Genomic DNA, 24,320 nt, shown 5'->3' on the forward strand with positions numbered 1-24,320 from the left:
CCGGATCACCGGCGCCCGGCGGTCGCCCGCACCGGAACCCGACCGTCGGCCCCCGCCTCGGCCGCGACCTCGGCCGCCGTCACCCGGGCGCCCGCCCCGCGCTCCGGTCCGCCGTCCTGCCCGCCGATCCGCATGATGGCGCTGCCCATCACCCAGCTTCCCAGCGTGATCGCGAAGCCGAACAGCAGCAGCCCCACCGCCACCACGGGCGACTGGTCGCCCAGCACCAGGCTGCGCAGCCGATGCGCGTCGAGCGCGAGCAGCGCGGCCACCGCCAGCATGGCGATAAGCAATCCGAAGGCGAGGTTGATGGCGAGCAGCCGCAGCAACGGCTGCCGCAGCAGCCGGGCCGGGCCCGAAACGCGAACGTCCTGCCGGGTCGAATCCTGGTGCACCATGGGGGTCCTCCGCCGGGCGTGCCGTCGGCCCGCCGCAATCCTTATGGCCCAACCGGAATCGCCGTGTCGAGCCGCCCTCCGACTGGGCCGGATTCACGGCAGAAGCATGGAGGATCGAAGGATCGAGGCTGCGACGGATGGAGCGACGGCCGCGGCCCGGCGGAGACGTACGCACCGGGCACGGTCGGCACGCAGATCCCGGAGGGATCGATGATGCGGGGAATTGCGAGGAAGAACGGAGCGAGCGCCGGGCAGCCCTCTCGGCGGCCTAGTTGCCACCACCTGAGAAAACCGCACGCAACTCGCGGTCGGGACCGAGGTCCTCGATGCTCTCGATGGCCAGAAGCTCGGCCAGGCGCGTGCGGGCGCGGTTGACGCGGCTCTTGATGGTTCCGACCGCGCAGCCGCAGATCTCGGCCGCTTCCTCGTAGGAGAAGCCCGACGCCCCGACCAGCACCAACGCCTCGCGCTGATCGGACGGCAGCTTGCCGAGCGCCTCGCGGAACTCCTCGAACTCGACGCGGCTCGACTGCTCGGGCTGCGTCTTCATGCTGTCCGCATAGGTTCCGTCGCTGTCCGGCACCTCGCGGCGCCGCTTGCGATACTCGGACCGAAACAGGTTGCGCAGGATGGTGAACAGCCAAGCCGACATGTTGGTGCCGGGCTCGAACGAATCGAGATTGGACCAGGCGCGCAGCAGCGTCTCCTGGACGAGATCGTCGGCGCGGTCGACATTGGCGGAGAGCGAGATCGCGAAGGCACGCAGAGACGGCACGGCCGCGAGCATCGCCTCGCGCACGGACGCGTCGTCTCGCGACGATGCGCGGCCGGAGGGGTCTCGACTCATTCGCCGGAGTCCTTGCCGGCCGTCTTCCCGTTCCCCGCGTGGCCGTTTCCCGCGTGGCCGTTCGCCACCGGGCTGTCGAGATTGCGCAGCAGGTCGGCGAAGCGATCCGGGACGCCCTGATCGACGATGTCGTCGTAAATGGCGCGGAGCTGCTGGCCGATCTTGGTCTGGATCTCGCGATTCAAAGTCGGATCCGGTCTTGCCGAAGCAGCCCTCACTTGAACCAATCCTTCCGGTCGCAACGACTTTCTTTCTTTCATCACGTCCTCACACCGACCCGCCCGAGATACCCGGGTGACGCCGGACCCCGTGAACTTTGAACCAACTCCGGAAACCTGCCATAGTTCCAACCAAGGGAACTTTTATGTGACCGGGGCGTTTCCCCTGTCTCGCCACCAGAACACCAACAACAATCGGGAGTTCAAACTTGTCGTCGGCGCAAATGGTTGCTCACCATCTCCCGTATCTGCGCCGGTATGCGCGCGCGCTCACCGGCAGTCAAACCTCGGGAGACGCCTACGTTGCCGCGACGCTCGAGGCGATGATCAAGGAACCCTCGATCCTCGGTGAGGCGGGCAAGCCCAAGGTCGCTCTCTTCCGCTGCTTCACGGCGATCTGGAACTCTCTGCCGGTCAACGGCGCGTCCGACCTGGTCGAGCCCGACACGCCGGCGGAGCGGCGGCTCGGCCAGCTCACGCCGCAGGCCCGTCAGGCCTTCCTGCTGGTCTCGCTCGAGGGCTTCTCGGAAGAGGACGCCTCCGAGATCCTCGACATCGACCTGGCGCGCGTGCGCAGCCTGGTCGAGGAAGCCGGCCGCGAGCTCGCCGCCGAGATCGCCACCGACGTGCTGATCATCGAGGACGAGACCTTCATCGCGCTCGACCTCGAGGGGCTGGTGGAGAGCCTCGGCCACCATGTGGTCGGCATCGCCCGCACCCACGGCGAGGCCGTGCAGATCGCCCAGAAGAAGCGGCCCGGCCTGATCCTCGCCGACATCCAGCTCGCCGACGGCTCATCCGGCCTCGACGCCGTGAACGAGCTGCTCGATACCTTCGAGGTGCCGGTGATCTTCATCACGGCCTATCCGGAGCGCTTCCTCACCGGCCAGCGGCCGGAGCCGGCCTTCTTGATCGCCAAGCCGTTCCAGCCCGCGACCGTCTCGGCGGTGGTCAGCCAGGCGCTGTTCTTCGAGCGCAACGCGACGCGGCGCGAGCGGCGCATCCCGGCCTGACCGGGTCCGCCGCCGGCACGACCGGCGGCGACGATCCGTTGCGCCTCCGGAGGAGGTTTTGGGGAGGCATGCGGCGAGCAGTCGGCGGATCCGCACATGACCCACCGATCGAACCGTCCCGCAGGCTGGCGACCCTGAACCTGACCCTGTCGCGAACGTGACGACCCTGACCGTGTCGCGCCCGCGGCACAGTGGCTGCACCGGTTCTCCGGTGGAAACCTCACCCCGGTCCGAAATCTTTCAGTCGCAAGCAGATGAGCCAGACGCGCCCCGCTCTCGATCTGCCGGCTGGCCCGCCACAGAGAAAAGGCGTGGTTGACGGAGTCAACCACGCCTTAAATGGCCGGCCGAGCACGGGGGGGGAGGGGGAATGGCGGCCGGTCAGATGGAAAACAGGCGACGCGCGGTTTGGTTCCGGCCTTCGTCGATTATTTTTTGATTTTTTTCACCACCGGCCCGACCGTCGTTTCCCCGGGGCCTCGGCGGCCCGCCGCGTCGCACCAGAAACCATCCGGCACCGCGTTGCGTTCCGCCCCGACGGGTCGTTCCGGGCGATCGGGCGGGCGGGGGGCGGAGACCGCCGCAGGGCCGTCCCCGGCCGTTCGGCGCTTGCCCGAAATCAAGGCGGCGATCGGGCGGGTCGGCAGGATCGCTCCGGCCCGGAGCCCGGGATGGAGTGCGGGGAATGAGCGGCATGGTCGAAACGCTCGGCGCCGGGCCGGGAGGGTTGCCGGCCGCCGCGGAATCCGGGGTCCGCTCCGGCCTGACCGTGCTGCAGCTCACGGCCGAAGCCTTCATCGCTTTCAGCTTCCTGGGGATTCTGTTCGGGCTGGTGTGGATCGTGCGGCGCCGGCCGGACCTCGGCCGCGAGTACCGGCCGCTGATCTGGGCGGGCGGCATCTTCCTGCTGCTGTCGGCCGCGGCCCATTTCCTCGGCGCGGCCGCCGCCGCCCTGCCGGCCTGGCACGGCGCCGTCGGCGTCGCCAATGCCGCGGTCGCGATTCTCGCCTCGGCTACCGTGGTGCTGCTGTTGCCGCTGCTGCCGCAGCTCGCCCGCGCCCCCTCGGCGGCCCAGCTCGCCCAGGCCAACGACAGCCTGCGCCGCGAGGTCGCCGGCCACGAGGTGACGCTGCGCGAGCTGGAGACGGTTCAGCGCGAGCTGGAGACCCGGGTGGTCGACCGGACCCGCGAGCTGTCGACCGTCAAGGCGCGGCTCGAGACGGCGCTGCGCGGCGCCTATGTGCACGCCTTCTCGCAGGACCGGGAGCTGCGCTACACCTGGGTCTACGACCCGGCCGGTGACGGCGCCGACGGCATGATCGGCCGCACCGACGAGGAGCTCTTCCCGGTCGGCGAGCGCGAGGCCGTGGTGACCATCAAGCGGCGCGTGCTGGAGAGCGGCGAGGCCGAGACCTGCGAGCTGACCGCCGTCAATCCGCACGAGCGCGCCCTCTATGCGGTCCATCTCGCGCCGGCCCGCGGGCTCGACGGCCAGATCGACGGGCTGACCGGGGCGGCGATCGACATCTCGCGGCTGCGCTCGCTGGAAAGCGAGCAGCGCCGCCTCGCCGACGAGCTGCGCACCGCCCTGCAGCGCTACGAGATGGCGCTGCGCGGCTCGCACATGACGCTGTTCACCCAGGACCGCGACCTGCGCTTCACCTCGATCAGCAATCCCTTGTTCGGGCGTGACGTCGCCGAGATCGTCGGCCGCACCGACGAGGAGATCCTGCCGGCCGAGAGCCTCGCCCAGTTCGGGGCGCTGGCCCGCGACGCGCTCGCCACCGGCAAGGCCCAGGGCGGCGAGGTCAGCGTCAAGGCGGCCGACACCCGCTGGTACGAGCTGCATGTCGAGCCGCTGCCCGAGGCTGACGGCACCATCACGGGGGTCGCCTGCGCGCTGTTCGACATCACCGAGCGCAAGACCGGCGAGAGCCATCTGCGCCTCCTGATGCGCGAATTGACCCACCGGTCCAAGAACCTGCTCGCCGTGATCCAGGCGATGGCGCGCCAGACCGCCCGTCATTCGGCCGGCAATATCGAAACCTTCCTCGAGGCCTTCGGAGCCCGCCTGCAGGCGCTCGCCACCTCGCACGACCTGCTGGTCCAGGAGGGCTGGTATGGGGCGTCGCTGGGCGATCTCACCCGCCGGCAGCTCTCCAAGTATCTCGACGGGGCCGCCAAGCGGGTCTCGGTCGAGGGCCCGGCCGTGCACCTCAAGCCGGCCGCCGCCCAGAGCTACGGCCTCGCGCTGCACGAACTCGCCATGAACGCCGAGCGCTACGGCGCCCTGTCGGTGCCGGGCGGCCGGGTCGATGTCGAATGGCATATGACGCCGGCCGGCGAAACCGGCGAGGAGGGCGTCGAGATCCTGTGGGCCGAGAAGGACGGGCCCGACGTGACGGCGCCGGCAACCCGTGGTTTCGGCACCCTGGTGGTCGAGAAGAACCTCGCCCGGGCACTGGACGCCGAGGTCGTTCTGAGCTTCGATCCAGGCGGCGTGCGCTGCCGGATGGTGATCCCGGGCTCGCACCTGCTCGCCGCGCGCTGAGCTTTTCGAGGCCCCCTGCCGGCGCCCCGCCGGCCCGGCGACTGCCCCAGCCAATCCCCTGGCCGTTGGAATGACGCCCTTCCGTTGAACCTCACGGGAGCGTGAAGGAACCAACTGGTTAACAAGTCGTTATCAGCTCGGACCGTTCACGGGGGCGGTCTGTCGCACGGGGCCTTCTCGGCATATTGGAAAAATCCGATGTGCAAGACAAAAATCCTTTCTGTTGTCGGCGTTTCCGCCATCGTCGCCTGGGCCGCCCTGGCGGTCGGCGGGGAGCCGGTGTTCAGCGTGTTCGGGACCGAGGCTGCGGCGCGCACGGCTGCGCTGGCCGCGCCGATCGATCGCACACGGAAAAGTGATCGCCTGCCGGTCGCCACGACGGCGCGCCCCGAGGCCAAGATCATCTCGACGGTCGAGGTGGTGGGCATCCGCGACGCCGCCATCATCTATCGCGATCGCGACGGCCGCGTTCTCTACCAGAGCGACCCGCTGACCAACGCCACCGTGGTGACCAAGGGCGTGGTGCTGCCCGAGGTGACGGTGCGCGAGACGCAGCGCAGCACGGTGCGCCCGGTCGCCACCGACGCCATTCCGCCGCGCGCGCTGCCGAACCAGCCGGCCGCCAGCTCGCGCGATCTGCCGGCCCAGCCGGCGGGTGCCCGCCCCCGCATCCCGGAAGGGTGCGACGCGGCCGCCAGCCCGATCGCCGCCCCGCAGCTCTCGCACATCCTCAGCAAGTGCCTGGTCTAGTCGCTGCTGATGTGAGGTGACGCGTCGTCGATTGCGACCGACGAGATTGCAACCCGAAGACCCCGATCTGATCACGATACGGCCGAGCCAATGCTCGGCCGTTTTTCGTTCGGATGGGCGAGGACGGCCGGCGAGCGTCGGCGTTTGCGGCCGTACACCGCATTCCGACAAGTCATGCCCGCGCTCGTCGCTTGCATCCACGCAGCGGCCGCAGGCCGCGCAAGGACGTGGATGGCCGCGACAAGCCCCAAAGGTGCTGAGTTGGTGCTGTGCCGAAGCTCCAACACTCCGTCATTCCGGGGCGCCGCGCAGCGGCGAGCCCGGAATCCATACACACAGACCGGGGTTATGGGTTCCGGGTTCGCGGCCTGCCGGCCGCGCCCCGGAACGACCAAGACTGGGAGTTGTCACTTCATTCGTTGAGTCAACGCCTTTGGGGACAAGCCCGGCCATGGCGAAGAAGGACGCTGCCTCGATGACGACGGATGTCCGAGAAACCCCTGCGGCACAGGCGTTCACGACACGGCCTCGCAGGACGATCTGATCAGCTCGTGGTTTCGACCTTTCTGCGCCGATCTTCACGCATCCTTAATTTTCATCCTTAACGGGACGGAACCATTTTGCCCTTTGTCCGTTGTATGTGCGGCAGTCGATCTGCCGGGGAACAGCAGGGGGATGGTCATGGCTCGCACCGCGAAGCTCAATCTCGTCATCGGCGCGCTCGCCATCATGGTCGCCGGCTCGGTGCTGACGCCCGCCAAGGCCGAGCCGCTCTCGCTCTTCGCGCCGGACGGCTATCGCGACTCGCGCATCGCGCCCTACATCCACGACGATCGCACCAGCGAGGCGCCGCGCGCCGTGCCGGCCCATCTGCGCCGCCAGGTCGTCGCCTACACGGGCAGCGAGGGCCCGGGCACCATCATCATCGACACGCCGAACACCTACCTCTATCTCGTGCTCGGCAACGGCAAGGCCATGCGCTACGGCATCGGCGTCGGCCGCGAGGGCTTCACCTGGTCGGGCGTCGAGCACGTCTCCCGCATGGCCGAGTGGCCGGACTGGCACCCGCCGCAGGAGATGCTGCAGCGCCAGCCCTATCTGCCGCGCTTCATGGCCGGCGGCCCCGGCAACCCGCTCGGCGCCCGCGCCATGTATCTGGGCAGCTCGGTCTACCGCATCCACGGCACCAACGCCCCGGAGACCATCGGCCAGCGCGTGTCGTCGGGCTGCATCCGGCTCGCCAACGAGGACGTGATCGACCTCTACGGCCGCGTGAAGCAGGGCGCCAAGGTGGTGGTGATGCCGATGAGCGCCCGCCGCACCGTGAGCCTCCCGGTTCAGCAGGCGACGCCGGTCGCCCGCACGGCGGAACCGGCCCGCACGGCCGGAACGCTCGGCGGCGCCCGGGTCTACTGATCGCCTTCTCGGACGGCGGGGTCTCGGGCCCCGCCGTTTCGGTTTTGACCGTCGTCTTTCAACCGTGATGTTCCTCTGCGGTTTTTGGCCCTCGGCCCGCCTCGCGTCTCACCGGCGATAAAAATGCGCTCCGCACCCAAACACTCGCCTGGCTTGTGGACGGCGTTCGTCGTCGCGGCTGCGCTGCTGGGGCCGGCGACTGCCGACGCGCAGTCGTGGTCGGCCTCGTCGTCGCAGGCGGCTTCGCCGGCCGGCGGCGTGTTCGGCAACATCTTCGGCAGCTTCGGCAACCCGTTCGAGCGGCGCGATACGCGCCCGCAGCCGATCCCGACGCTCGCCTATGCGCCGCCGGAGACTCCCGGCGCCCCCGGCACGCTGCCGCCGGGAGTCGAGATCCCGAACACTCCGGCGCCGACCGCCTATTGCGTGCGCCTGTGCGACGGGCGGTTCTTCCCGCTGAGCGCGACCGCCAATGTCACGCCCGCCAAGCTGTGCAGCGCCTTCTGCCCGGCGAGCCGCACAAAAGTGTTCGAGGGCGCCGGCATCGATCAGGCGACCACGCCGGACGGCAGCCGCTATGCGAGCCTCTCGACCGCGCATCTCTACCGCAAGGAGCTGGTCGACGGCTGCACCTGCAACGGCAGGGACGCCTTCGGCCTCGCCAAGGTCGACCTCGCCGCCGATCCGACCCTGCGGGCCGGCGACGTGGTCGCCACCAGCGACGGCCTGAAAGTGTTCAACGGCGGGTCCGGCAGCCGGCACAAGGCGGCGAGCTTCACGCCGCTCCGCAAATCCACCCTGGTCTCCGGCGACACCCGCCAGAAGCTGCGCGGGATGCGCATCGCCAAGGAGTTCAAGCTCCCCGAGCGGCGGCTGTAACCGCCGGCGCTCGTTTCTGTCGTCGTCCGCGAAGGCGGACGACCCAGTATCCACCGGGGCCTGTTGTTTCACCCGAACGGCTGCGGCGTACCGGGTGCTCCGCCTGCGCGGAGCACGACGAAGGAGAGGCTTCGGTCGTTGACTTGCCCCTGTGGGGACGAGCCCGGCGATGACGCCGAGAACGACGTCGAAGCCCTGCCTCTTCACGCTTTCTCAACCCTGCCCCGCACCCCCGAAAGACTCCTGCCGGTCCTCCTTGACTCCCGCCGGGGTTTCCGGAATTTATAGAGAACATATCGCGAACATAGAGGAACGATCGTGGCTGTGCCGCCCCCCGATCCGGGCGAGATCTTGCGCGCGCTCCGGAGCCGAGTGGCCGCCCTCGAGGCGCACCGGCCGGTGCCGGCCGACGAGGCGGCGCTGGCGCTCGGCGTGCCGGCGCTCGACCGCGTGCTGGGCGGCGGCCTCATGCTCGGCGCCCTGCACGAGATCGTCCCGGCCGCGGCCTTCGACCTCGCCGCCGCCGCCGGCATGGCGCTGGCGCTGGCGGCCCACGCGCTTCGCACGGTGCGACGCTTCGCCCGCCGCGAGGTTTTGTGGATCCAGCCCGATCTCGCCGGCTTCGAGGCGGGGCGGCTCTACGGCCCCGGCTTGGAGGCGCTCGGCCTGCCCCTCCTCCGCCTGATCGACCTGCGGGTGGCGAGCGAGCGCGACGGCGCCTTCGCCATGGAGGAGGCGCTGCAGTGCCGGGCGCTCGCCGTGGTGGTCGGCGAGTTTTTCGACGACCGCGCCCTCGATCTGGTGGCGCTGCGCCGGCTGTCGCTCGCCGCCGCGACCGGCGGCGGGCTCGGCCTGGTGCTGCGCCACCGCGCCGACGCGCTGGCGAGCCCGGCCGCGACCCGTCTGGAGATCGCCGCCGCGCCGAGCCGGCCCGACGCCTTCGGCGGCCTCGGGCGGCCGACCGTCCTGTTGTCTGTCGTGCGTAACCGCCACGGCCCCACCGGCCGCTGGCTCCTGTCGTGGGATCACCATGAGCACGTCTTCGTCGAGGCGCCTTCTCTCGCTGTGGCTGTGCCGGCTGTCGACCGACCGGATTCTTGGGACGACGCGAAGGTCGGGCGCCGGGCCGGATGAGGCGGCGAGCGACGCGCCCCTGGTCACGGCCCAGATGGTGAGGTCGGCGCAGCGCATCGCTGCGCTGAACGCCGCCGCCGCCCGGCTCGGCCTCGCCGTCGGCGTCACCATCGCCGATGCCCGCGCCCGCCATCCCGGCCTTGCCGTGGCGGCGCACGATCCCGCCGCCGACCACGCTCTGCTGGAGCGGGTCGCCGACACCTGCGACCGCTTCACCCCGCTGGTGGCGCTCGATCCGCCCGACGGGATCGTGCTCGACATCACCGGCTGCGCCCATCTGTTCGGCGGCGAGGCGGCGCTCGCCGGCGCCCTCGCGGCCCGTCTCGCGGCGGCCGGCCTGTCGGTGCGCATCGCCGTCGCCGACACGCCGGCCTGCGCGTTCGCGGTGGCGCGCTGCGGCACGCGCGACCAGGCCTTCGTCATTCCGGACGAGGCTGCGTCAGCAGCCGCGATCCGGAATCCAGCCCCGCAACGAGACGGCGTGACGGCGTCTGGATTCCGGGTTCGCGGGCTTACGCCCGCGCCCCGGAATGACCAAGCTGTGTTCATCGTCCCGCCCGGCCGCCAGGACGAGGCCTTGGCGCCGCTGCCGCTCGCTGCCCTTCGGCTCGATGCGGCCACGGTCTCGGCGCTCGCCGCCGTCGGGCTGAAGCGCATCGCCGACGTCGCGACGCTGCCGCGGGCGACGCTGGCGGCCCGCTTCGACGGCCTGCTCGACCGGCTCGACCAGGCGCGCGGCGACGCCGACGAGCCGATCATGCCGCGCCTGCCGACGCCCACTTGCGTGGTCGAGCAGCGCTTCGCCGAGCCGATCATGCTGGAGCGCGACGTGCTCGGCATCATCGCGCGACTCGGAGCCCGGCTCGGCTGCGTGCTGGAGGCGCGCGGCGACGGCGCCCGCGCCCTCGAGGCGGCGCTGTTCCGCACCGACGGACACGTGGTCCGCATCGGAGTCGGCACCGGCGCGCCGGTGCGCGATCCCGACCGCATCGCCCGCCTGTTCGCCGACCGGCTGGCGGTGGGCGAGCCCTGCGATCCTGGCTTCGGCTTCGACCTGGTGCGGCTGTCGGCGCTCGCGGTCGAGCGCTGCGACCCGGTGCAGGCCGGGCTCGACGCCCAAAACGCCGCCGATCACGCGGCCGAGCTCGCCCATCTGGTCGATCGGCTCGGCGCCCGCTTCGGCGCCCGCCGTGTCACCCGGCAGGTCGCCCAGGACACCCATGTCCCGGAACTCGCCGTCGCGGCCCTGCCGGCCCAGGCGGTGCGGGAACGGCAGGCGGTATCGCACGGCACCTTCACCTCTCCCCGCGGGCGGGGAGAGGTCGGATCGCGCAGCGATCCGGGTGAGGGGGCGCCGCCGCGCTCCGTGTCCCTCGAAATGCCCCCTCACCCGGCGGGACGCTCCGCATCCCGCCGACCTCTTCCCGCCCGCGGGGAGAGGTCTTCGGAGCCCGCGGCATCCGCCGACTCTCAAGACACCCTCCTGCCCGCCCGGCCGATGCGGCTGTTGCAAAAACCCGAGCCGGTCGAGGCGGTGGCAGCGGTGCCGGACGGGCCGCCGGTGCGGTTCCGCTGGCGGCGCGTGCTGCACGAGGTGGCGGCGGCCGAGGGGCCCGAGCGCATCGCGCTCGCCTGGTGGCGCGACACCGACGGCCACGCGCTGACACGCGACTATTTCCGGGTGGAGAGCCGGCGCGGCCTGCGCGCCTGGCTGTTTCGCGAGGGCCTCTACGGCCGCGAGACGGCGCAGCCGCGCTGGTTTCTGCACGGCCTGTTCGGCTGAGCCGCCATGGCCGCCTATGCCGAGCTCGCCGTCACCACCAACTTCTCCTTTCTGCGCGGCGCCTCGCATCCCGAGGAGCTGGTGCAGCAAGCGAAGGCGCTCGGGCTGGCGGCGCTCGGCGTCGCCGACCGCAACTCGGTCGCCGGCGTGGTGCGGGCGCACGAGGCGGCGAAAGAGCACGGCGTCAAGCTTTTGGTCGGCGCCCGGCTGGTGTTTTGTGACGGCACGCCCGACATCCTGGCCTATCCGCGCGACCGCGCCGCCTGGGCGCGGCTGGTGCGGCTGCTGACCCTCGGCAAGCGTCGCGCCGGGAAGGGTGCCTGCACGCTGACATTCGACGACCTCGTCGCCCATGCCGAGGGCCTCAATCTGATCGTGCTGATGGATGCGCAGCGGCGCCGCTCCGCCCAGAGCCCGTCATGCGCGGGCTCGACCCGCGCATCCATCGCTGAAAAGAGGGTCTCGCGAAAAGGATGGATGGCCGGGTCGAGCCCGGCCATGACGGAGCGGAGAGGCCCAGAACAAATCACACGCCACGATTTCTCGTTTTTGTTTGCTTCGCTCCGCTCCGCCGGCGCCCGCGTCTGGCTCGGCGCCGGCATGCTCTATCGCGGCGACGATGCGCGGCGGCTGGCGCGGCTCGCGGCGCTCGGCGCCGAGACGAAAACGCCGCTGATCGCGGTCGGCGACGTGCTGTTCCACGCGCCCGAGCGGCGACCCCTTCAAGATGTTCTCACCTGCATCCGCGAGCACACCACGCTCGACGCCGCCGGCCGCCTGCTCGAGGCCAATGCCGAGCGCCATCTCAAATCCGCCGACGAGATGGCACGGCTGTTCCGCGCCGCGCCGGAGGCGGTGGCGCAGACGCTGGTGTTTCTGGAGAGCTGCCGCTTCTCGCTCGACGAGCTCGCCTACGACTATCCGGACGAGGTGCGCGACGGCTTTGCCACGCCGCAGGAGGCGCTGGTCGCCTACGCCGAGGAAGGCGCGTCGCGGCGCTACCCGGACGGCGTGCCCGCCAAGGTGAGGCACGCCCTCGACCACGAATACGCGCTGATCGGCACGCTTTCCTACGCGCCCTATTTCCTCACCGTGCACGACATCGTGCGCTTCGCCCGCTCGCGCGGCATTCTGTGCCAGGGCCGCGGCTCGGCGGCGAACTCGGCCGTCTGCTACTGCCTCGGCATCACCGAGGTCGACCCGGCGCGCAGCGACCTCCTGTTCGAGCGCTTCGTCTCGGCCGAGCGGCGCGAGCCGCCCGACATCGACGTCGACTTCGAGCACGAGCGGCGCGAGGAGGTGATCCAGTACATCTACGGCCGCTACGGGCGCGAGCGCGCCGGCCTCGCCGCCACCGTGATCTGCTATCGCGGCCGCAGCGCGGTGCGCGACGTCGGCAAGGCCTTCGGCCTGACCGAGGACACGATCGGCGCGCTCGCCGGCACGCTGTGGGGTTTTTCGCGCGACGCCATCTCGGACCAGCATGCGCGCCGCGCCGGCTTCGATCCCGCCGATGCGCGGCTGTCGCAGGCGCTCGCGCTGGCGCGCGAGCTGACGGGATTCCCGCGGCATCTCTCCCAGCATGTCGGCGGCTTCGTCATCACGCGCGGCCGGCTCGACGAGCTGGTGCCGATCGAGAACGCCGCGATGGAAAACCGCACCGTCATCGAATGGGACAAGGACGATCTCGACACGCTGCGGATTCTCAAGATCGACGTGCTGGCGCTCGGCATGCTGTCGTGCCTGAGGCGGGCGCTGGATTTTTTGCAGCGGCATTATGCGGAGCAGATTCGAGCACTTGCCGGGGCGCCCTCATTCGCGGGTACCCCCCTCCCCACCCCTCCCCCACAAGGGGGGAGGGAGCAGACAGCGGCCAGACATGAGACTGCAGAGACGCCCGATACGGCGGGGCCGCACACGAAGCCGTCACGGCTCTCGCGTTCCCTCCCCCCTTGTGGGGGAGGGACAGGGAGGGGGGTACCCCACCCGGACGCGCCGACGGTAGAAGAACCGTCGCGTCTCGACCTCTCCGCCATTCCGCCGGAGGACGAGGCCGTCTACCGCATGCTGTCGCGGGCCGACTCGGTCGGGGTTTTCCAGGTCGAGAGCCGCGCCCAGATGACCATGCTGCCGCGGCTCAAGCCGCAAGCGTTCTACGACCTCGTCATCGAGGTGGCGATCGTGCGGCCGGGGCCGATCCAGGGCGACATGGTGCATCCCTATCTGCGCCGCCGGCAGGGTTTTGAGCCGGTGCGCTTTCCCTCGCCCTCGCCCGAACATGGTCCCGCCGACGAGCTGGCGCAGGTGCTGGGAAAGACGCTCGGCGTGCCGCTGTTCCAGGAGCAGGCGATGCGCATCGCCATCGTCGCGGCCGGCTTCACGCCCAGCGAGGCCGACCAGCTCCGCCGCGCCATGGCGACGTTTCGCCGGGTCGGCACCATAAAATATTTTCGTGCCAAGCTGATCGACGGCATGGCGGCGCGCGGCTATCCGCGCGACTTCGCCGAGCGCTGCTTCAACCAGATCGAGGGCTTCGGCGAGTACGGCTTTCCGGAGAGCCACGCGGCGAGCTTCGCGCTCCTGGTCTACGCCTCGGCCTGGATCAAATGCCGCTATCCCGACGTGTTTGCCGCGGCGCTGCTCAACAGCCAGCCGATGGGTTTTTACGCCCCCGCCCAGATCGTCCGCGACGCGCAGGAGCACGGCGTCGCGGTGCTGCCGGTCGACGTGAGCTTTTCGGATTGGGACAACGGGCTGGAGGAGGCGGCCGCGATCTCTCCTTCCGTCATTCCGGGGCGCCGCGCAGCGGCGAGCCCGGAATCCATACTCACAGACCGGGGTTATGGATTCCGGACTCGCGGGCAAGAGCCCGCGCCCCGGAATGACGGAGTCGGTACATCACCGCCACGCCTCCACCCCCGCCACGCCGACATGGCGAATGATATCGAGGCGACGCATGCGGTGCGGCTCGGTTTTCGCCAGATTTCCGGGCTCAAGGAGGAGGACGGGAAAAAGATCGCCGCCATGCGTAAGGACGGTTTCGACTCGCTGCGCGACCTGTGGCTGCGCACAAAACTGTCGCCGGCCGTACTGGAAAGGCTCGCCGAAGCCGATGCGTTCCGCTCGCTCGGGCTCGATCGCCGACAGGCGCTGTGGGCCGTGCGGGCGCTGCGCCGCACCGGCGACAAGGAGGATCTGCCGCTGTTCGCCCGGGTCGAGACGCCGGAGCGCGAGCCCGACGTGGCGCTGCCGCCGATGCGGCTCGGCGAGCATGTCGTCGCCGACTATCGCCACCTGCATCTGTCGCTGAAGGCGCACCCCGTCTCGTTCCTGCGCGTCGACCTCGAGCGTCGCCGCATCGTGCCGAACGAGCGGCTGGCCGCGCTGCCGTCAGGGCGGCGCGTCTGCGTCGCCGGCCTCGTGCTGGTGCGCCAGCGGCCCGGCACCGCCAAGGGCGTCATCTTCGAGACCCTGGAGGACGAGTCCGGCATCGCCAACATCATCGTCTGGCCGCAGGTGTTCGAGATTTTTCGCCCGATCGTGCTGGGCGCACGCCTGGTCGCCGTCACGGGCCGGCTGCAGAACGAGCAGGGCGTGATCCATGTGGTGGCCGAAAAGCTGGAAGACTTGTCGCCGCTGCTGCGAAAGCTCGCCGAGGACACCGGCTGCGTCGAGACGCTGGCCCGCTGCGACGAGTTCAAGCGGCCGATCCCGGAAAACCGCCAGCCGCTGCGCGCCGGCTCCTCGCTCGCCGCGTTGCTGCGGGAGGCCCCCGACCTCGGCGACGAGATCGCCCCGGCCGCGCGCGTGCGCAGCGCCATGCCGAAGGGGAGGAATTTTCGGTGAGGCGATGCGCAGCGGCAACCACCGTTCACCTCTCCCCGGCGGAGGGCCTTGCAGAATTCGTTATTCCGGGGCGCGAACCGAAGGTTCGCGAGCCCGGAATCCATAGCCCCGGTGCCGATTGCTTCAGAAACACAGGGGTTATGGGTTCCGGGCTCGGCCCTGCGGGCCGCCCCGGAACGACCGAGGTGAATTCTGCAAGGCCCTCCGCCGGGGAGAGGGTACGAGTGTCCGCGGCCACGCCGAAGCTGATAATGATCCGTCAGACAAGTCCGGCCATGACGGGGAGAGCCGTCACCCCACACACCGCGCGGCCGGGAATGTGTAGAGCCGGCTGTCGCCGATCAGGTGGGTCGTGAAGGCCGTGCCGTCGAACACGGCCTCGAACGCCGCGTGACGCACATTGAGGCCGCCCGTAAAAGCGCCGAAGGCCGGCATCACCATACGGCGGCCGTCGCCGGCGAAGCAGCGCCGCGTCAGGCTGCGGCCGCGCTGCACGACACGGGCGCACGGATGCAGATGCCCGGCGATCTCGCCGACCACGCCGTGGCCGGCCGCCGGCTCGTGCCGGAGCACCAGCGGACCGACCCGCATCTCGCGGGCGAACACCCCGCCGACGTCGCGCTCCGGCTCGGGATCGTGATTGCCGGCGATCCACACCCAGTCGCGCCCGCGCTGGAGCGACACCAGATGGGCCCGGGCCTCGGCGGCGAGCCGATCGGCGCCACCCGTATCGTGAAAGCTGTCGCCGAGCGCGACGACGACGGAGGGATCATAGAAGCCGATCACCCAGGCGAGTTGCTCGAGCGTCTCGGCCGTGTCGAAGGGCGGCAGCAGCGATCCGCGCGACGCGCAGGCGGAGCCCTTCTCGAGATGAAGGTCGGCGACCAGCAGCATCCGCCGGTCCGGCCACCACAGCGCGCCGGAGAGGTCGGCGACCATCGGCACGCCGGCGACCGTCAGCATGGTTCCGGCGGCGCGCGCCTCGCCGCTCGCCAAGCCCCACGACGCCGTGCGGGCGTCCATCACGAACGGGACCTCACGCGCGCGCCATTCCCTGCCTTCACCCCATCGCCTCCCTAACCAGATCCGCCTCGGCTTCCGCCAGCAGCGATTCCGACGCCTCGCCCGCAACCCGCTCGCGGCCGATCTCCAGCATCACCGGAACGGCGAGCGGAGAGACCCGCGGCAGCGGCTCGTGGACGATTCGCCCCCTCACCCGCGACAGCAGCAAACCGAGCCGCCGGATGTCAAGCAGCCCGGTCGCCGCCTCGGCCCGGGCGGCGCGCAACAGCATGTGATCGGGCTGATGCTTTCGCAGAACGTCGTAGACCAGGTCGGTCGAGATCGTCACCTGGCGGCGACTCTTTTCCTCGCCGCCGCTGCGCCGCTCGATCAGGCCGGCGATCACGGCGCATTGGCGAAACGTGCGTTTCATCAGTGCCGATTCGGCGAGCCATGCCTCGAGATCGTCGCCCAGCATGTCCTGGTCGAACAGCGCGTCGAGCGACAGCGCGCCGCGCTTCACCGCGAACGACAGATCGCCGAGCCCCCACACGGCGAGCGCATACTCGTTGGCGACGAAGCCGAGCGGCCTTTGGTGCGCCCGCTCCAGACGGCGCGTCAGCAGCATGCCGAGCGTCTGATGCGCCAGCCGGCCCTCGAACGGATAACAGACGAGGTAATGCTTGTCGGCACGCGGAAACGTCTCGACCAACAGCTCGCCCGGCTTCGGCAGGCGCGAGCGCCGGCGCTGCAGGTCCAGCCAATCGTGCACCTGATCGGGAAGCCGCCGCCACGTTGTTGGTGTCGCCAGGATGTCGCGCACGCGCGCAGCCAGATAGGTCGACAGCGGGAATTTTCCCCCCGCATAGACCGGAACCTTCGGATCCTCGGCGGTCGCGCGCGACACATAGGCGGAGTCCTCGGCCATCACCTCGTAGCGCAACACTTCGCCTGCGAACAGGAACGTGTCCCCCGGCACCAGGCCCTCGATAAAGTACTCCTCGACCTCGCCGAGCAGTTTTCCCGCACGGCCGATTGCACCGGCGGGCCCGCGCGTCGCGGCGCCCCGCGCCCGCACGAGCCTGATCTTGATCATCGGCTCCTCGACGATGGTGCCGACATTGAGCCGATAACGCTGGGCGATGCGCGGATGGGTGACGCGCCAGCGTCCGTCCTGGCCCTTCCGGATCTTGGCGAAGCGCTCGTAGGCCTTGAGCGCGTAGCCGCCCGTGGCGACGAAATCGACCGTCGCGTCAAAGTTTTCGCGCGTCAGCTCGGCGTAAGGTGCGGCGGCGCGGACCTCGTCGAACAGATCGTCTGACAAAAACGGCGCCCCGCAGGCGCAACCGAGCACGTGCTGGGCCAGCACGTCGAGCGCGCCGGTGCGCAAGGGCGGCGTGTCCTGCGCGTTCTCGGCGACCGCGTCGACGGCGGCGCGGCACTCCAGCACCTCAAAGCGGTTGGCCGGCACCAGCACGGCGCGCGACGGCTCGTCGAGCCGATGGTTGGCGCGGCCGATGCGCTGGATCAGGCGCGAGGCGCCCTTCGGCGCCCCGACATTGATCACCAGATCGACGTCGCCCCAGTCGATGCCGAGATCGAGCGACGAGGTGCACACCACGGCGCGCAATCGCCCCTCGGCCATCGCCGCCTCGACCTTGCGGCGCTGGGCGACGTCGAGCGAGCCGTGATGGAGCGCGATGGCGTGATTGTCGTCGTTGATGCGCCACAGCGCCTGGAACAGGAATTCGGCCTGGCTGCGCGTGTTGACGAACACCAGTGTGGTCTTGTGGCGGCCGATCAACTCGTAGATCTCGGCGAGCGCATGCGCAGCCGAATGGCCGGACCACGGCAGATGCTCGGCCGTGTCGAGCATCTCGACGATCGGCGCCGCGCCGGCCGCGGCCTGCACGATGTCGGCCCCGCACGTCTCGCCCGGGCGCTGCGGCACCAGAAAGCGCGCCAGCTCCTCCGGATCCGCGACCGTCGCCGACAGGCCGACCGTGGTGAGGTTCGGCGCGGTCGCGAACAGCCGGGCCAGGCCGAGCGACAGCAGGTCGCCGCGCTTCGAGGTGACGAGGGCGTGCAGCTCGTCGAGCACGACGCGGCGCAAGCTCCCGAACAGATAGGGCGCATCGGCGCTGGCGAGCAGCAGCGCGAGCTGCTCGGGCGTGGTGAGCAGAATATCGGGCGGATCACGACGCTGGCGAGCGCGCCGGCTCTGCGGTGTGTCGCCCGTGCGGGTCTCGATGCGGATCGGCAGCCCCATCTCGGCCACCGGCCGCTCCAGGTTGCGGGCGATGTCGACGGCCAGCGCCTTGAGGGGCGAGACATAGAGCGTGTGCAGGCCGCCGGCTCGTTCGGACGTCCCGAAGAGCCCCCTGGCCCGGTCCCCCTTCGCTCCACTCCGCCCTTCGAAAAGCTCCACCAGCGTCGGCAAAAAACCGGCCAGCGTCTTGCCGGCACCGGTGGGGGCGATCAGCAGGGCCGAGCGGCCGGCCCGGGCGGCGGCGAGCAGCGCGAGCTGGTGCTCGCGCGGCGCCCAGCCGCGCGAAAAGAACCAGCGGGCGAAGGGCTCCGGCAGGATCGGCGACGGCGTTGGCGGAACCGGGGGGAGATCGCTCACCCGCCGGTGGTAGCGCGCGAGCGCGCCCATTCCAAGCCGCACGACAAACCTGAAATCATGGTTAACAGACGGTAAACGTTTTTCCGCTACGGCTCGGAGGAGATATCCGGGCAACAAGGGCGGGCCATGAATCGTCGCGACCGGCGGGCGGGCGCCAAGCAGGGCAATGTCGACGCGATCTGCGCGGCGGCCGCGGCCCTCAAGGCACAGGGCCGGCTCGAGGAGGCGGTCCAGCGCTACCGCGAGGCGCTGGCGGTGGCGCCGCGCTCGGCGATCGCCCACAACAACCTCGCCAATGTGCTCACCCTGCTCGGCCGCATCGACGAGGCGGCGGGGCATCTGCGCCAGGCGCTCGCGGCGAGCCCGACGGCGGTCGAGGTCCACAACAATCTCGGCAATGCGCTCAAACGCCTGGGCGACACGACCGGCGCGATCGCGCACTACCGCGCCGCGATCGCCGCCAAGCCGGACTATGCCGATGCGCATCTCAATCTCGGCTCGACGCTGACGACGCTCGGCGAGACCGAGGCGGCCATCGCCCATCTGCACACGGCGCTGCGGCTGCGGCCGTTCCATACCGAGACACATGTCCAGCTCGGCCTCGCGCTCGCCGATAGGGGCGACACGGTGGCGGCGCTCGGCTGCGCCGAGATCGCGGCGCGCGCCGCCGAGGAGCCCGGCTTTCCCCATCGCCTGCTCGGCGTGCTGCTCGCCCGCTGCGGTGCGCTGGACGCCGCCCGCGCCTGCTTCGACGCCGCCCAGGCGCGCGATCCGACCGACGACGGCATCGCCCTGCTGCTCGCCGGGATCGGCGCCGCGCCGCTGCCGGCCCGCATCTCCGACCGGCAGAACGCCGCGATCTATGCCGAGCGGGCCGGCCGCTGGGACGCGGGCGCGAGCGGCCCGACCGGCTATCGCGGCGCAACGCTGGTCGCCGAGGCCTTGGCCCGGCTCGTGCCCGACGCGCCGCTCGACATCGCCGACGCCGGCTGCGGCACCGGCCTGGTCGGCGCGCTGGTGAAACCGCGGGCGCGAAAGCTCGACGGCGTCGATCTCTCCGACGCGATGCTGGCGCAGGCGCGCGCCAAGGGAATCTACGATGCGCTCCATCGCGCCGACCTGATCGAGTACCTGGCGGCGAGGCCGGCCGCGTACGATGCGATCACCTGCGCCGCGACCCTGATCCACTTCGGCGACCTCGCCCCGGCTCTGGCGGCCGCGGCTGCGGCGCTGCGCGACAACGGCGTGCTCGTCGCGACGCTGTTCCCGGACGATCGCAACCCGGACGGCTTCTCGGTCGGCAGCCTCGACGGGCTGGCGCAGGGCGGCTGCTTCGTCCACGGCCGCGGCTATGTCACGGGCGCCGCGGCAGCGGCCGGCTTCGCGGTCGAGTTGCTCGACGAGGCCGTCCACGAGCACCAGCTCGGCCGGCCCCGCACCGCACTGGTGGTCGGCCTGCGACGGCGGCCGCGCGCCGGCTGACCGGCAGCGTTGCGCGCGGACGACGTTCTCGTTCGCTCCTGCGCACGCTAGGCTCGCACCCTTCATCGCGCGATCGGCCCCGCCATGTCCCTCTATGCGACGTTCCTGCGGCCTTCTCTGTTCCGGCTCGATCCCGAGCGCGCCCATCATCTCGCGATGGATCTCGGGGCGCGGGCGGCCTTCGCGGCGCCGCTGATGCGCAGGCTGTCGGCGGTCGACGACCCCCGTCTCCCCGTCACGGTCGGCGGCCTGACCTTTCCGACCCCGATCGGTCTCTCCGCCGGCTTCGACAAGAACGGCGAGGCGGTGGCGGTGCTGGCCGGCCTCGGTTTCGGCTTCGTCGAGATCGGCTCGGTGTCGGCCGAGCCGTCCGCCGGCAATCCGCCGCCGCGGCTGTTCCGCCTGCCCGAGGATCGCGCGCTGGTCGTCGCCTACGGGGTGCCGAACGAGGGTGCCGACGCGGTGGCGCACCGGCTCGCCGGACAGCGCCTGCCGGTGCCGCTCGGCATCAACATCGTCGCCACCAACCGCGGCCGCGGCGCCCCGGCGATCGGCGACGACGCACTGATCACCGAATACATGACGGCGGCGCGAAAGCTGGCGCCGGCGGCCGACTATCTGATGTTCAATCTGAGCTGTCCGAACACCACGGACGGCTGCGACTTTTTCGCCGACCCGGCGCGCCTCGACGCCTGGCTGACGGCGCTCGACGAGACGCCTTACACGCCGCGGCCGTCGTTCCTGAAAGTATCTCCGCTCGGCGGCGTCGCCATGATCGAGCAGCTCCTCGAGATCGTCGGACGGCACAAGAAGATCTCCGGCCTGATGTTCAACCTGCCGAGCATCAAGCCGGCCGGCCTGACGACGCCGGAGAGCGTGTGGAAGACCTGGCCGGGCGCCGTCTCCGGGCCGCCCGCGGCGGCGCTGCTCGACACCTGCCTGGTCGAGTGCTTCCGCCGCATGGACCGCAGCCGCTACGTGCTGCTCGCCTCCGGCGGGGTGAGCACGGCCGCGGACGCCTATGCCAAGATCCGCAAGGGCGCCTCGCTGGTCGCGCTGCTGACGGCGCTGATCTACGAAGGTCCCGGCGTGGTGCGGCAGATCACCCGCGGGCTTCTCGACCTGATGGACCGCGACGGCGTCAAGCATATCTCCGAGGTGGTGGGCGTCGACGTCGTCTGACAGCCAGATATCGGTCGACACAATCGCGGTTTCGGCAGGAACGGCCCGCGTATTCCGCTCATTCCCGCGCAAGCGGGAATCCAGTTTCTTCATGGGACTCCTGGGTCCCCGCTTTCGCGGGGACGAGCGGGCGATGGAGCGGAACGCGGCCACCCTCGCAATCGCAGGCAAAATCCATATCTTCTCGGCATGCGTCCGGAAAGCCTGCTCGTCCCCACCCCCGCCGGCCTGTGCTGTCCCGACGGGGGCTTCCACATCGATCCGGTGCGGCGGGTCGACAAGGCCCTGATCACGCATGCGCATTCGGACCATGCAAAACCCGGCCACGGCGCCGTGCTGGCGACCCGCGAAACCCTCGACCTGATGCGGCTGCGCTATGGCGACGGCTTCGCCGGCACGACGCAGGCCGTGAGCTACGGCGAGACGATTTCGATCGGCGGCACCACGGTGAGCTTCCATCCGGCCGGGCACGTGCTGGGCTCCGCGCAGATCCGGGTCGAGCGCGGCGGCCTCGTGATCGTCGCCTCGGGCGACTACAAGGACGTGCCGGACCCGACCTGCCAAGACTTCGAGCTGGTGCCGTGCGACGTCTTCATCAGCGAGGCGACCTTCGGCCTGCCGGTGTTCCGCCACGGTGACATCGGCGCGGAGATCGCCAAGCTGATGCGCTCGCTCGCGCTGTTTCCCGAGCGCACCCACCTGGTCGGCGCCTACTCGCTGGGAAAAGCGCAGCGCCTGATCGCGCTGTTGCGCGCCGCCGGCTGGGACCGGCCCATCTTCCTGCACGGCGCCATGGAGGAGATCACCCACTACTATGCGGCGCGCATGGATCTGGGCGAGCTTCGTGCCGTGCGCGACGGCGCCAAGGGCGACTTCGCGGGCGCCGTGGTGCTGTGTCCGCCCTCGGCGCTCGGCGATCGCTGGACGCGGCGCTTCCCCGATCCGATCTCCTGCTTCGCCTCGGGCTGGATGCGCATCCGGGCGCGCGCCCGCCAGCACGCCGTCGAGCTGCCGCTGGTGGTGTCGGATCATTGCGACTGGGACGGGCTGACGCGCGTCATCCCGGCGACCGGCGCCTCGGAAATCTGGCTGACGCACGGCGCCGAGGAGGCGCTGGTGCACTGGTGCGGGACGAAGGGGTTGCGTGCAAAGCCGTTGCATCTGGTCGGCTACGGCGACGAGGAGGAGGTCGAGGTCATCGAGGCCGCCACCGCAGCCGCGGCGCCTGATGCGCCAACGGACGGGTCCGCGACGGACGAGCCCGCATGAACCGCTTCGCCGCCCTGCTCGACCGCCTCGCCTACGAGCCCGGCCGCACCGCAAAGCTGCGGCAGATGACCGACTACTTCCGTAACGTCCCCGACCCCGAACGCGGCTTCGCGCTCGCCGCGCTCACGGGCGCGCTGACATTCGCGCATGCAAAACCGGGCCTGATTCGCACCCTGATCGCCGAGCGCACCGACCCGGTGCTGTTCGAGATGTCCTATGATTATGTCGGCGACCTCTCCGAGACGGTGGCGCTGATGTGGCCCTCTTCACCCTCCCCTGGAGGGGGAGGGTCACTCGCCGAAGGCGAGTGGGGTGGGGTGAAGCCGCAAACGCCGGCTTCGCCGATCACCCCCTCCCGGACCGCTTCGCGGTCCGACCTCCCCCCTCCAGGGGGAGGTGAAGAAAGCACACCCTCCCTGGCCGACGTGATCACGACGCTCCAGACGCTCGGCAAGGCGGAGCTGCCGAGCAAGCTGACACATTGGCTGGACGGGCTCGACGAGACCGGCCGCTGGGCGCTGTTGAAGCTGGTCACCGGGGGTCTGCGCATCGGCGTGTCGGCGCGGCTGGCCAAGACCGCGGTGGCGGCGCTCGGCGACAAGGAGCCCGACGAGATCGAGGTTCTGTGGCCGGGACTCGTCCCGCCTTACGAAAACCTGTTCGCCTGGATCGAGGGGCGCGCGGAAAAGCCGGCGAGCGGCGATCCGGCGCGATTCCATCCGCCGATGCTGTCGCACCCGATCGGCGCCGACGACTTTTCGACGCTGGAGCCGAAAGACTTCATCGCCGAATGGAAGTGGGACGGCATAAGGGTGCAGGCCGCAGCCGGCACCTGTCCGGACGGCCGGCGCGTCGCGCGGCTGTTCTCGCGCACCGGCGAGGATATTTCCGCGTCGTTCCCGGATCTGATCGAGGTCTTGCGCTTCGACGGCGCCATCGACGGCGAGCTCTTGATCGTGCGCGAAAACCGCGTGCAGTCGTTCAGCGTGCTGCAGCAGCGACTCAACCGCAAGGCCGTCACGGCAAAGCTGATCGCCGAGTTCCCGGCGCATTTTCGCGCGTATGACCTTCTGGTCGAGGGCGACGAAGACCTGAGGGACAAGCCGCTCACCGAGCGACGTGCCCGGCTCGCCGCGCTGATCGAACGCCTGCGCGAGCCACGCATCGATCTGTCCCGAGAAATCCCGTTCGCCGACTGGGATGGGCTCGCCCATGCGCGGGCCAATCCGGCGCAAGTGGGTGCCGGCCCGGACGCCGAGGCGATCGAGGGCGTGATGCTCAAGCGCCGCGACGCGCCCTATCTGCCGGGCCGTCCCAAGGGGCTTTGGTGGAAATGGAAGCGCGACCCGTTCATCGTCGACGCCGTGCTGATGTATGCGCAGCGCGGCCACGGCAAGCGCTCGTCCTATTATTCCGACTACACGTTCGGCCTGTGGCGCAAAGGTGAGGCCGGCGACGAGCTGGTGCCGGTGGGAAAAGCCTATTTCGGCTTCACGGACGAGGAGCTTTTGAAGATCGACCGCTTCGTCCGCCAGAACACCGTCAACCGCTTCGGCCCGGTGCGCGAGGTGACGCACGAGGCCGATCAGGGACTCGTCTTCGAGGTGGCGTTCGAGGGACTGCAGCGCTCGACCCGCCACCGCTCCGGAATCGCGATGCGGTTCCCGCGCATCAGCCGCCTGCGCTTCGACAAGCCGCCCGGCGAGGCCGACCGCCTCGACACCCTGATGGCGATGCTGGACGCCGCGGAGCAGACCCCCTCCTCCGGCGGCCGCGTCCTCGATCCCGCCGCCGCCCGCACCGGCAAGCGCAAGGGCGGGTGAGGGCCGTCACCAAACAAACCAACTCTGTTCCACCCTCACCCTGAGGAGCCCGCGCAGCGGGCGCCTCGAAGGGCGAGGGTGGCCACCTCGGACACCGAGCT

17 protein-coding genes are annotated in these 24,320 nt (G+C 70.4%); 12 read left to right on the forward strand and 5 right to left on the reverse strand.

The features are described 5' to 3' along the window. Positions 1 to 5: 5 nt before the first annotated feature. The 3 genes from HXX10_RS02280 to HXX10_RS02290 form a co-directional block, all read right to left on the reverse strand. Positions 6 to 398 (reverse strand): hypothetical protein, encoded by a 393-nt coding sequence (locus tag HXX10_RS02280; protein WP_296519803.1) that lies wholly within the window; start codon positions 396 to 398, stop codon positions 6 to 8. Positions 399 to 666: 268 nt separating this feature from the next. Further along, a complete protein-coding gene (locus HXX10_RS02285) occupies positions 667 to 1,245 on the reverse strand; it encodes a sigma-70 family RNA polymerase sigma factor (protein ID WP_296519805.1) in 579 nt (192 codons plus the stop codon). After that, positions 1,242 to 1,472 carry a NepR family anti-sigma factor gene (locus tag HXX10_RS02290; RefSeq protein ID WP_296520058.1) on the reverse strand — a complete coding sequence of 77 codons (231 nt, stop codon included), beginning with the start codon at positions 1,470 to 1,472 and terminating at the stop codon, positions 1,242 to 1,244. Before HXX10_RS02290 ends, HXX10_RS02285 begins: the two co-directional genes overlap by 4 nt. Positions 1,473 to 1,672: 200 nt before the next feature. On the opposite strand from HXX10_RS02290, the gene HXX10_RS02295 reads away from it, so the two are divergent. The 8 genes from HXX10_RS02295 to HXX10_RS02330 all read left to right on the forward strand — a co-directional run bounded on the left by HXX10_RS02295 (position 1,673) and on the right by HXX10_RS02330 (position 14,835). Then, positions 1,673 to 2,476 carry a response regulator gene (locus HXX10_RS02295; RefSeq protein ID WP_296519807.1) on the forward strand — a complete coding sequence of 268 codons (804 nt, stop codon included), beginning with the start codon at positions 1,673 to 1,675 and terminating at the stop codon, positions 2,474 to 2,476. Between the two features lie 685 nt (positions 2,477 to 3,161). Further along, positions 3,162 to 5,027, forward strand: a complete 1,866-nt coding sequence (locus HXX10_RS02300) for an HWE histidine kinase domain-containing protein (RefSeq protein ID WP_296519809.1) — start codon at positions 3,162 to 3,164, stop codon at positions 5,025 to 5,027. Positions 5,028 to 5,225: 198 nt separating this feature from the next. After that, positions 5,226 to 5,777: a hypothetical protein gene (locus HXX10_RS02305; protein ID WP_296519810.1), complete on the forward strand. Its 552-nt coding sequence runs from the start codon at positions 5,226 to 5,228 to the stop codon at positions 5,775 to 5,777. Positions 5,778 to 6,458: 681 nt separating this feature from the next. Next, the gene (locus HXX10_RS02310; protein ID WP_296519812.1) at positions 6,459 to 7,193 is read left to right on the forward strand and encodes a L,D-transpeptidase; all 735 of its coding nucleotides are present in this window, start codon (positions 6,459 to 6,461) and stop codon (positions 7,191 to 7,193) included. 123 nt (positions 7,194 to 7,316) lie between these two features. Then, complete coding sequence (locus HXX10_RS02315; protein ID WP_296519813.1) at positions 7,317 to 8,072, forward strand: DUF2865 domain-containing protein; 756 nt, start codon at positions 7,317 to 7,319, stop codon at positions 8,070 to 8,072. Positions 8,073 to 8,444: 372 nt separating this feature from the next. Continuing rightward, on the forward strand, positions 8,445 to 9,206 hold the full coding sequence (locus HXX10_RS02320; protein ID WP_296519814.1) for a DNA repair protein: 762 nt from the start codon (positions 8,445 to 8,447) through the stop codon (positions 9,204 to 9,206). Continuing rightward, complete coding sequence (locus tag HXX10_RS02325) at positions 9,103 to 10,989, forward strand: DNA polymerase Y family protein (RefSeq protein WP_296519816.1); 1,887 nt, start codon at positions 9,103 to 9,105, stop codon at positions 10,987 to 10,989. The genes HXX10_RS02320 and HXX10_RS02325 overlap by 104 nt, the downstream gene beginning before the upstream one ends. A 6-nt stretch (positions 10,990 to 10,995) precedes the next feature. Then, a complete protein-coding gene (locus tag HXX10_RS02330) occupies positions 10,996 to 14,835 on the forward strand; it encodes a PHP domain-containing protein (RefSeq protein WP_296519817.1) in 3,840 nt (1,279 codons plus the stop codon). Positions 14,836 to 15,126: 291 nt separating this feature from the next. On the opposite strand, the gene pdeM is transcribed toward HXX10_RS02330, so the two are convergent. Both pdeM and HXX10_RS02340 read right to left on the reverse strand, forming a co-directional pair. Continuing rightward, entirely contained in the window at positions 15,127 to 15,858 is a 732-nt protein-coding gene (pdeM, locus tag HXX10_RS02335) for a ligase-associated DNA damage response endonuclease PdeM (protein WP_296519819.1), read from the reverse strand. Positions 15,859 to 15,895: 37 nt separating this feature from the next. Beyond that, positions 15,896 to 18,493, reverse strand: a complete 2,598-nt coding sequence (locus HXX10_RS02340) for a ligase-associated DNA damage response DEXH box helicase (protein ID WP_296519820.1) — start codon at positions 18,491 to 18,493, stop codon at positions 15,896 to 15,898. Positions 18,494 to 18,589: 96 nt separating this feature from the next. Between HXX10_RS02340 and HXX10_RS02345 the strand changes: the two genes are divergently transcribed. The 4 genes from HXX10_RS02345 to HXX10_RS02360 all read left to right on the forward strand — a co-directional run bounded on the left by HXX10_RS02345 (position 18,590) and on the right by HXX10_RS02360 (position 24,219). Beyond that, positions 18,590 to 19,945 carry a tetratricopeptide repeat protein gene (locus HXX10_RS02345; protein ID WP_296519822.1) on the forward strand — a complete coding sequence of 452 codons (1,356 nt, stop codon included), beginning with the start codon at positions 18,590 to 18,592 and terminating at the stop codon, positions 19,943 to 19,945. An 84-nt stretch (positions 19,946 to 20,029) separates the two neighbouring features. Beyond that, positions 20,030 to 21,127 carry a quinone-dependent dihydroorotate dehydrogenase gene (locus HXX10_RS02350; protein ID WP_296519824.1) on the forward strand — a complete coding sequence of 366 codons (1,098 nt, stop codon included), beginning with the start codon at positions 20,030 to 20,032 and terminating at the stop codon, positions 21,125 to 21,127. Between the two features lie 189 nt (positions 21,128 to 21,316). Then, a complete protein-coding gene (locus tag HXX10_RS02355; RefSeq protein WP_296519825.1) occupies positions 21,317 to 22,396 on the forward strand; it encodes a ligase-associated DNA damage response exonuclease in 1,080 nt (359 codons plus the stop codon). Next, positions 22,393 to 24,219, forward strand: coding sequence for a cisplatin damage response ATP-dependent DNA ligase (locus tag HXX10_RS02360; RefSeq protein WP_296519827.1), 1,827 nt, complete (start codon positions 22,393 to 22,395; stop codon positions 24,217 to 24,219). The genes HXX10_RS02355 and HXX10_RS02360 overlap by 4 nt, the downstream gene beginning before the upstream one ends. Positions 24,220 to 24,320: the final 101 nt, after the last annotated feature.

The sequence above is a fragment of the Rhodoplanes sp. genome (genome assembly GCF_013377085.1).
GTDB lineage: Bacteria > Pseudomonadota > Alphaproteobacteria > Rhizobiales > Xanthobacteraceae > Rhodoplanes.

What these genes read in the sequence shown, in the direction of transcription:
- HXX10_RS02280 (WP_296519803.1), bottom strand. Translation starts at nt 398, where the DNA reads ATGGTGCACCAGGATTCGACCCGGCAGGACGTTCGCGTTTCGGGCCCG.
- HXX10_RS02285 (WP_296519805.1), bottom strand. Translation starts at nt 1,245, where the DNA reads ATGAGTCGAGACCCCTCCGGCCGCGCATCGTCGCGAGACGACGCGTCC.
- HXX10_RS02300 (WP_296519809.1), top strand. Translation starts at nt 3,162, where the DNA reads ATGAGCGGCATGGTCGAAACGCTCGGCGCCGGGCCGGGAGGGTTGCCG.
- HXX10_RS02305 (WP_296519810.1), top strand. Translation starts at nt 5,226, where the DNA reads ATGTGCAAGACAAAAATCCTTTCTGTTGTCGGCGTTTCCGCCATCGTC.
- HXX10_RS02310 (WP_296519812.1), top strand. Translation starts at nt 6,459, where the DNA reads ATGGCTCGCACCGCGAAGCTCAATCTCGTCATCGGCGCGCTCGCCATC.
- HXX10_RS02315 (WP_296519813.1), top strand. Translation starts at nt 7,317, where the DNA reads ATGCGCTCCGCACCCAAACACTCGCCTGGCTTGTGGACGGCGTTCGTC.
- HXX10_RS02325 (WP_296519816.1), top strand. Translation starts at nt 9,103, where the DNA reads ATGAGCACGTCTTCGTCGAGGCGCCTTCTCTCGCTGTGGCTGTGCCGG.
- HXX10_RS02330 (WP_296519817.1), top strand. Translation starts at nt 10,996, where the DNA reads ATGGCCGCCTATGCCGAGCTCGCCGTCACCACCAACTTCTCCTTTCTG.
- pdeM (WP_296519819.1), bottom strand. Translation starts at nt 15,858, where the DNA reads ATGGACGCCCGCACGGCGTCGTGGGGCTTGGCGAGCGGCGAGGCGCGC.
- HXX10_RS02340 (WP_296519820.1), bottom strand. Translation starts at nt 18,493, where the DNA reads ATGGGCGCGCTCGCGCGCTACCACCGGCGGGTGAGCGATCTCCCCCCG.
- HXX10_RS02345 (WP_296519822.1), top strand. Translation starts at nt 18,590, where the DNA reads ATGAATCGTCGCGACCGGCGGGCGGGCGCCAAGCAGGGCAATGTCGAC.
- HXX10_RS02350 (WP_296519824.1), top strand. Translation starts at nt 20,030, where the DNA reads ATGTCCCTCTATGCGACGTTCCTGCGGCCTTCTCTGTTCCGGCTCGAT.
- HXX10_RS02355 (WP_296519825.1), top strand. Translation starts at nt 21,317, where the DNA reads ATGCGTCCGGAAAGCCTGCTCGTCCCCACCCCCGCCGGCCTGTGCTGT.
- HXX10_RS02360 (WP_296519827.1), top strand. Translation starts at nt 22,393, where the DNA reads ATGAACCGCTTCGCCGCCCTGCTCGACCGCCTCGCCTACGAGCCCGGC.